Here is a 6,137-nt window from a genome sequence, read left to right on the forward strand (position 1 = left end):
GTTTGGGGTCGCTTTTTCGATAGGTGCGCGGCGTGCGCGCTGCGACCCCGGCGGAGCTTAAGCGGCGCGCGTTTGCGTGCCGCGTGCGCCGCCCGCACGGGCGTTCGCGCCAGGCAGCTTTTCGGCGAGCGCGCCAAACAGCAGGCCGATCGTGATCCAGAGAATGACCTGCATGCCGATCGACACCGTCCGGAACTTCCACAGCAGCACGGCCGGGAAGGCGGCGGGCACCTCGTTGATCGCCGGCAGCGCGAGCTGGATCGCGCCGATCACGACGACGAACAGCACGAGCGCCACGATCGAAGCGTTCCAGACGCCAAGGCGCGGCACGAATGCGGCGCGCACCTTGAGCGAGAACACCGACACGGCGATCGAGATCGCGATCATCAGGAAGAAGAGCCCGGTTCGATAGCCGATTGTCTCCGGGTCGCCGACCGAGGGCGGATTCGCCGGATACTTGATGTTCGGCACCAGGTAGATCGCGACGAACGCCGCGAGCGCGAGCCAGGCCGAGAGCGCACGCGGCGAAAGACGCCCCACGCGACCGTTCGCATATGCGAAGACGAGCGCAAAGAGGCCGCCGATCGACGCGCCATAGACCATCACGCCCGTGAAGAGACCGATGCTCGCCTGGGTCTTGCGGCTCACGATCTCGGGCTCGGGTGCCTCACCCTTCGCGGCGTCGGCTTTCTCTTCGAAGGAAATCGCCTGATCGACCTGAGGCTCGCCTGCGATTTTCGCGAAGCCGAACGTGAGGAGCCCCGCGGCGATGCCTGCGAGCATGCCGCGTACCAGCAACTTGCCAACCATATCCGGCTCCCGGTCAGTGGCAGGGAAAGCCGAGCAGATGGCGGCCGTCGTGAACGAATTCGTGGACGTACATGCCCGGGAAGATCGACGTGGCGCCCTGCTCGGCGCCCACGAAGTACAAGGCCAGCAGCAGCATGAGGCCGCCGAAGATCGCCCAGGGCAGGATCTCTCGCAGCGGAATGGGCGCCGGCGCGGCCGGTGCGTGCTGCAAGGGGAATGAGGTTTCGGACATGCTGACTTCTCCTGGGGTTACGCGCCCCGCTAGTCGTTGAAAGAGTGGTTCACGACGCGCAGGTCTGACTTCCGTTGCTTCGATTCAATCGACGGCAACCAGTTACAGTGGCGCGACCGCGCCGGACTTGCACCGGCTTCCGCGTGTCGTGGAGCCTGTATTCTACGCGCTGCGACGGCTGGCCGCGGCCCGGATGTCACCTGGATAGGTCAGCCACAGAGTAGTGAAGCATAAGGAAAAGCATGCCGACGACAGTCTGGCTGGTGAGCCATGCGGCGAATGCCGCGCTGCGCTCGGGAACATTCCCGCAAGCGCCTGTAGCGGGCGATGACGCCGAAGAAGCGCTCGATGCGCGCGCACTTGAGGCGCTTGCCGCCTGGCGCGAACGCTGGCACGCGCGGCTGGCCGGTGGCAATCGCAACGCCGAGGTGCCGCGCGCGTTCACGAGTCCCGTCGCGATCGCCCGCGCGAGCGCTCACGCGGCAGGCTTCGCGGGGGCAACGCCAGCTGACGCGCTCGCCGAAACCGCCTTCGGCGCGTGGCAAGGCCAGCGCCTCACGGATCTCGCGCGCGAAGTGCCCGAAGCCCTTGCGGCCTGGACGCGTGATCCAGGCTTTCGGCCGCCAGGCGGCGGCGAATCGTTCGACGATGTCCGCACGCGCGTCGGCGCCTGGCTCGACGCGGCGCCCGACTTGGGCCACAACCTGATCGCCTTCACGCACGCAAGCGTGATCCGGGCGGCGATTCTTCACGCGCTGGGCGCGCTGTCATCAAGTTTTCGCTCGATCGAAATCGCGCCGCTTTCCGTGACGGCGCTACGCCGCATGCAGCACGGCTGGGTGTGGCTCGCCGCGGTGGATTGAGGTGAGGAGCGGGAGGCACCGAAATTCGCCGTCGCCGGCATGCTGGACCTGTAGCCAGCAGCGCACGAGAAGCGCCCTAGTCCAGCCCTAGCTGCGCCTTGATGGCCGGCATCATGTACTGCACGGCCGCGCGCCCTTCCTCGATGGCGGGCGAGGCGCGATGAAAGTCGAAGATCCCCATACCGCCCAGGCGCGGCTGGATCAGCACGTCGGCGGGCTCGCCTGCAAGGCGGCTGCGCGTAATGCGCACCTGCATGATGTCGATGCTCTGGGCCACCGAGCTCAATACCGAAGGCACACGCGTGCTAGGCGGCGGCGCCACGCGCACGTCCGGCCCGCCAGCCGCGCCGGGGCCTGCAGGCTGCAGCCAGCGCGGGAAGCGCTTGCCGTTGCGGCGCAGGAGCGGTTCAGGCGCCGCGTCGCTGTTTTCAGCGCCAGTGGCGGCGCCGCTGTCCGCCTTGGCAGCCGATGCCGCCGTCGCCGCGTCGCTCGCCTCCACGGGCAGCTCGCGCGGCATCGTGTCGATCGCGCCGCCCAGGTCGCGGCCGTTGAGAATGTCGTGATTGAGATCGATGGCGATCACGGTGTCCGCGCGCATCGCGCGCGCGGCGGACACCGGCACCGGGTTGCTCAGTCCGCCGTCCACGAGCCACACGCCGTCATGCCAGATCGGCGTAAAGATGCCGGGAATCGCGATCGAAGCGCGCACGGCGTCCACCACGCCGCCTTCGCGCAGCCAGACCTCGCGCCCCGTGTCGAGTTCGGTGGCGACCGCCGTGAACGGCAGCCGCAGGTCATCGATCGAGCGGCCGTTGAACTGGTGCGCAAACAGGTCGATCACCTTGCGCCCGCCGAGCAGGCCGCCCGAAAAACGCAAGTCGAGCAGGCGCACCACGGTCTGCCAGGTGAGCTTGCCCACCCAGTCCTCGAGCCAGTCGAGATCGCCGTTCGCGTACACGGCGCCGACCAGCGCGCCAATCGACGTCCCGCACACCACGTCGGGCTTGATGCCCGCTTCCTCGAGCGCACGAATCGCACCGATATGCGCCCAGCCGCGCGCGGCGCCGCCGCCGAGCACGAGTCCCACACGCTTGGGCCGTCGCCGGTTCATCATGCGCGCCTCCTTGCGTGGTCATGGGTCAACTGCGTCGACCGAGTCAGCGACCGCGGATCACGTCCGAGCGCGAGGTCGTCGTGACCCGCCCGTCCGGTCCGAAATGCACATTGAAATACGCTTCGGGCGTCACGCCCCCTTCCAGCCACTTCCAGCTCCACACCGTCTCCTTCTTCAACCGATAGCCGGCCACCTGCCCGGGTTTGCCGAGCAAACGCCGGACCTCGTCCTCACTCATGCCGACACGGATCTTCGCGAAATTATCCGCCGTGAGCGCCTGAGTGATGGCCACGAGCCGCCCGTTCGGACCGATATCGACCATCCAGGTCTTGAGGCCCTGCGGGCCGCGCGGATATTCGAGGCGGCGCGAGCCGTCGTCGAACACGCGCTCGGTCTCGGGCTTGCCCATTTGCTCGCGCACCTGCTCGAGCGTGGAAACGCCGGGCGTGAGGCCCTTGAGCAGCAGCGCGTCGGGCTTCACGGAATCGAAGAACGCCTTGAATCCCTGCCGGATGGTGTCGAGCATGGCATCGAACTGGCGATCGTCGCAGCCGGAAAGCGTGAACGCCGCCGTGGCGGCGCACGCGAGCGCGAGCGAACGCGTGAGTGAAAACGTGGGCTTCATGTCCTTGCTAACGCATCAACATGGGCTTGCGTCTACGTGCGCCGATCCGGCGCGCATCGACATGCCCACAATGTACCGTCAATGGACCGGGTCGTGCTGTGAGTCCTGCTTCGGGCGGCCCGCACTTGCGGACACGCTCGCCACGGCGGGCGGCGCATCGGCGGACTGAGCGGCGGGCTGCACACCGTGGCGCACTGCGCGACGCGTGCGGACGATTTCCGCGGCCTGCCACGAAAGCAGCGCGAGCACGCCGAACACCACTTCGCGCATGCGCTTGACGAGCGCGAGCGAGAACGCCACGTCCTGGCTCACGCCAAAGAGCTGCGCGAGCAGCACCACGGCGACTTCCTGCACGCCGAGGCCGGCGGGCACCATGAAGGCGGCATGGCGCACGGCCTGGGTGATGGCCTCGATGGCGAGCGCGTCGCCGACCGTCACCGGATGGCCGAGCAGCGCAAGCGCCCACCACGTCTCGAACGCCCCGAGCATGTAGCCGCCAAGCTGCCAGAAGAAAGCGCGAAACATGAGGCCCGTGCGCGACATCAGCGCGTCGAGATCGGCGTCGAGCTGCTTGCCGTCGAGGCCGAGCATGAGCGGATTTTCGGTGCCGAGCAGCCGCGCGGCCCAGCGTTCGATCGCATGGAAAACGCCGCCGCGACGCAGCAGGAACACGGCGAGCACGGGCAGCGGCACCGAGAGCACGAGCGCTAGCGAGATCGCGATGATGGTGCGCAGCGAACCGCCGTCGCCGGTTGCGGCGACGATCAACACGACGCCGAGCGCCGAGAATGCATATTGCACGGCGATCGTCACGAACACCTCGACGATCACCGAAGCCGTGACTTCGCTCGCATTGCGCACCTTCCAGCGCGCGAGGCGAATGCCGACGAGTTCGCCGCCCACGCCGACCACGGGCAGCAGCCGGTTCACGGCCTCGCGCACGGTCGCGGTCCACCAGAGGAAGCTGAGCGGTGCGCGCTTGTCGAGCAGAAGGCGCCACGCATGAGCGTCGAGCAGGAGCGGCAGCGCGTGGAACGGCACGAGCCAGAGCAGCATGGGGCCTGCCGTGCCAATCACGCGCAGCACGTCGTGCGCGCCGTTATGGACGACGAGACCGATCAGGATGGCGATCCCGACCGGCAGGCCCAGCCATTTCAGCCACTTCATGACACCTGCACCTCGGGGCCGCGTGACGCGGAGGGGTCGGAGCCTGAAGCCGCGCCGAAGAACACGTCGGCAAAGCCGCCCCGGCGCACGCCCGACTGCGCGAGCGCTGCGGCCACGCGCGGCGAGATCAGCGCGCCGAATTCGTCGGCGTGGCGATACGTCTGCATCGACGGCGTGATGGGCCCGTCGTGCGCTTCATCGGCGAGCGCCGGGTGGCAGTAGATCTCGCCCACGCCCTGCGCGGGCAGATGCGCGAGCGCGTCGAGCACGGCGGCCTCGTCCATTGCGCCCGTCTTCGCGATGCCGACCACGTAGTCGTTGTGCGCGACGCCCGCACGCGCGAGCCGCGCACGCACGAGCGCGAGCCAGGGCTTGAGCGCGAACGGCGCGCCTGCCTCGAGCGGCAGACGCATCGCGCGCAAACCATAGTCGCGGCCGATCTCGAGGATCAGCGCGAGCACCGTGGGATGCAGATGAAAATGCTTGTGCGTGTTCACGTGATCGAGAGCGAGCCCGGTCGCCGCGAACGCGTCGAACTGCGCGCGTATCTCCTTCGCGAGCTGCCTGCGCACGTGCGGCAGGAAGAAGAAACGCACGCCGTCGCGGACCATGCTGTCGCCGAAACGCCCTTGCGCATCGACGAGCGCGGGAATCTGCGCGCGCGGCAGCATCGCCGCGCCATCGGCCAGCACCAGATGCAGCCCCACGCGCAAACCCGGCGTGCGGCGCGCCCGCGCCACGGCATCAAGCGCGGCGGGCGCGGCCACCATCAGGCTCGCGCAGTCGAGCACGCCCTCGCGATGCGCACGCTCCACCGCCGCATTGACCCGCTCGTGCAGGCCAAAGTCGTCGGCGGTGAAGATGAGCGCGCGCGCATCGTGAGAGGAGCGGTCCATCATGCCTCGTGCGCGCGCAGGAAGCGGAAGAACTCCACGCCTTCGCGCAGACGCCGCTTCATCATGTCCCAGCTCGTGAGCATCTCGCGCACGATCTCCCAGATCTTCGACGGCCGGAAATAGAACTGCCGATAGAACTGCTCCAGGTGGTGATAGATCTCGTCGCGCGACAGATGCGCATAGCCGATCGCCGCGAGCTGCACCCCTTCCTTGCTCACCAGGTTGATGGTCTTGTTCTCTTCCATCCAGCCGTTTTCCACGGCCTGCTTGTAGAGCGTCGTGCCCGGATAGGGCGCTGCGAGCGACACCTGAATCGTATGCGGATTGATTTCCTTCGCGTACTCGATCGTCTTTTTGATGGTGTCCTGCGTCTCGCCCGGCAGCCCCAGAATGAAGGTGCCGTGAACCTTGATGCCGAGATTCTTGCAGT

7 protein-coding genes, 1 pseudogene and 1 riboswitch are annotated in these 6,137 nt (G+C 67.6%); of the genes and pseudogenes, 1 reads left to right on the forward strand and 7 read right to left on the reverse strand.

Annotated elements, in window-relative coordinates:
* Nucleotides 1–57: 57 nt before the first annotated feature.
* On the reverse strand, nt 58–810 hold the full coding sequence (locus tag M3A49_RS13095; RefSeq protein ID WP_266229025.1) for a CbtA family protein: 753 nt from the start codon (nt 808–810) through the stop codon (nt 58–60).
* Between the two features lie 13 nt (nt 811–823).
* On the reverse strand, nt 824–1,042 hold the full coding sequence (locus tag M3A49_RS13100) for a CbtB domain-containing protein (protein WP_254357514.1): 219 nt from the start codon (nt 1,040–1,042) through the stop codon (nt 824–826).
* A gap of 39 nt (nt 1,043–1,081) precedes the next feature.
* A riboswitch (cobalamin riboswitch) is annotated at nt 1,082–1,227 on the reverse strand.
* Between the two features lie 57 nt (nt 1,228–1,284).
* On the opposite strand from M3A49_RS13100, the gene M3A49_RS13105 reads away from it, so the two are divergent.
* The gene (locus tag M3A49_RS13105) at nt 1,285–1,905 is read left to right on the forward strand and encodes a histidine phosphatase family protein (RefSeq protein WP_266229026.1); all 621 of its coding nucleotides are present in this window, start codon (nt 1,285–1,287) and stop codon (nt 1,903–1,905) included.
* Nucleotides 1,906–1,981: 76 nt separating this feature from the next.
* Here M3A49_RS13105 and M3A49_RS13110 read toward each other — a convergent pair whose 3' ends face one another.
* From M3A49_RS13110 to M3A49_RS13130, 5 genes and pseudogenes are all read right to left on the reverse strand, one after another.
* Nucleotides 1,982–3,019: a patatin-like phospholipase family protein gene (locus tag M3A49_RS13110; protein ID WP_266229027.1), complete on the reverse strand. Its 1,038-nt coding sequence runs from the start codon at nt 3,017–3,019 to the stop codon at nt 1,982–1,984.
* A 43-nt stretch (nt 3,020–3,062) separates the two neighbouring features.
* Entirely contained in the window at nt 3,063–3,644 is a 582-nt protein-coding gene (locus M3A49_RS13115) for a hypothetical protein (RefSeq protein WP_416338952.1), read from the reverse strand.
* Between the two features lie 78 nt (nt 3,645–3,722).
* Complete coding sequence (locus tag M3A49_RS13120) at nt 3,723–4,811, reverse strand: lysylphosphatidylglycerol synthase domain-containing protein (RefSeq protein ID WP_266229028.1); 1,089 nt, start codon at nt 4,809–4,811, stop codon at nt 3,723–3,725.
* Complete coding sequence (hpnK, locus tag M3A49_RS13125; protein ID WP_266229029.1) at nt 4,808–5,707, reverse strand: hopanoid biosynthesis-associated protein HpnK; 900 nt, start codon at nt 5,705–5,707, stop codon at nt 4,808–4,810. The genes M3A49_RS13120 and hpnK overlap by 4 nt, the downstream gene beginning before the upstream one ends.
* A pseudogene (locus M3A49_RS13130) lies at nt 5,707–6,137 on the reverse strand (hopanoid biosynthesis associated radical SAM protein HpnJ); the annotation flags it as partial. The pseudogene M3A49_RS13130 and the gene hpnK, both read right to left, overlap by 1 nt.

This window comes from Paraburkholderia sp. CNPSo 3076 (assembly GCF_026343935.1).
Classification (GTDB): domain Bacteria; phylum Pseudomonadota; class Gammaproteobacteria; order Burkholderiales; family Burkholderiaceae; genus Paraburkholderia; species Paraburkholderia nodosa.

Excerpts from the sequence above, each read along its gene's own strand:
- M3A49_RS13105 (WP_266229026.1), top strand. The coding sequence starts at position 1,285 with ATGCCGACGACAGTCTGGCTGGTGAGCCATGCGGCGAATGCCGCGCTG.
- M3A49_RS13120 (WP_266229028.1), bottom strand. The coding sequence starts at position 4,811 with ATGAAGTGGCTGAAATGGCTGGGCCTGCCGGTCGGGATCGCCATCCTG.
- M3A49_RS13115 (WP_416338952.1), bottom strand. The coding sequence starts at position 3,644 with ATGAAGCCCACGTTTTCACTCACGCGTTCGCTCGCGCTCGCGTGCGCC.
- M3A49_RS13095 (WP_266229025.1), bottom strand. The coding sequence starts at position 810 with ATGGTTGGCAAGTTGCTGGTACGCGGCATGCTCGCAGGCATCGCCGCG.
- M3A49_RS13110 (WP_266229027.1), bottom strand. The coding sequence starts at position 3,019 with ATGATGAACCGGCGACGGCCCAAGCGTGTGGGACTCGTGCTCGGCGGC.
- M3A49_RS13100 (WP_254357514.1), bottom strand. The coding sequence starts at position 1,042 with ATGTCCGAAACCTCATTCCCCTTGCAGCACGCACCGGCCGCGCCGGCG.
- hpnK (WP_266229029.1), bottom strand. The coding sequence starts at position 5,707 with ATGGACCGCTCCTCTCACGATGCGCGCGCGCTCATCTTCACCGCCGAC.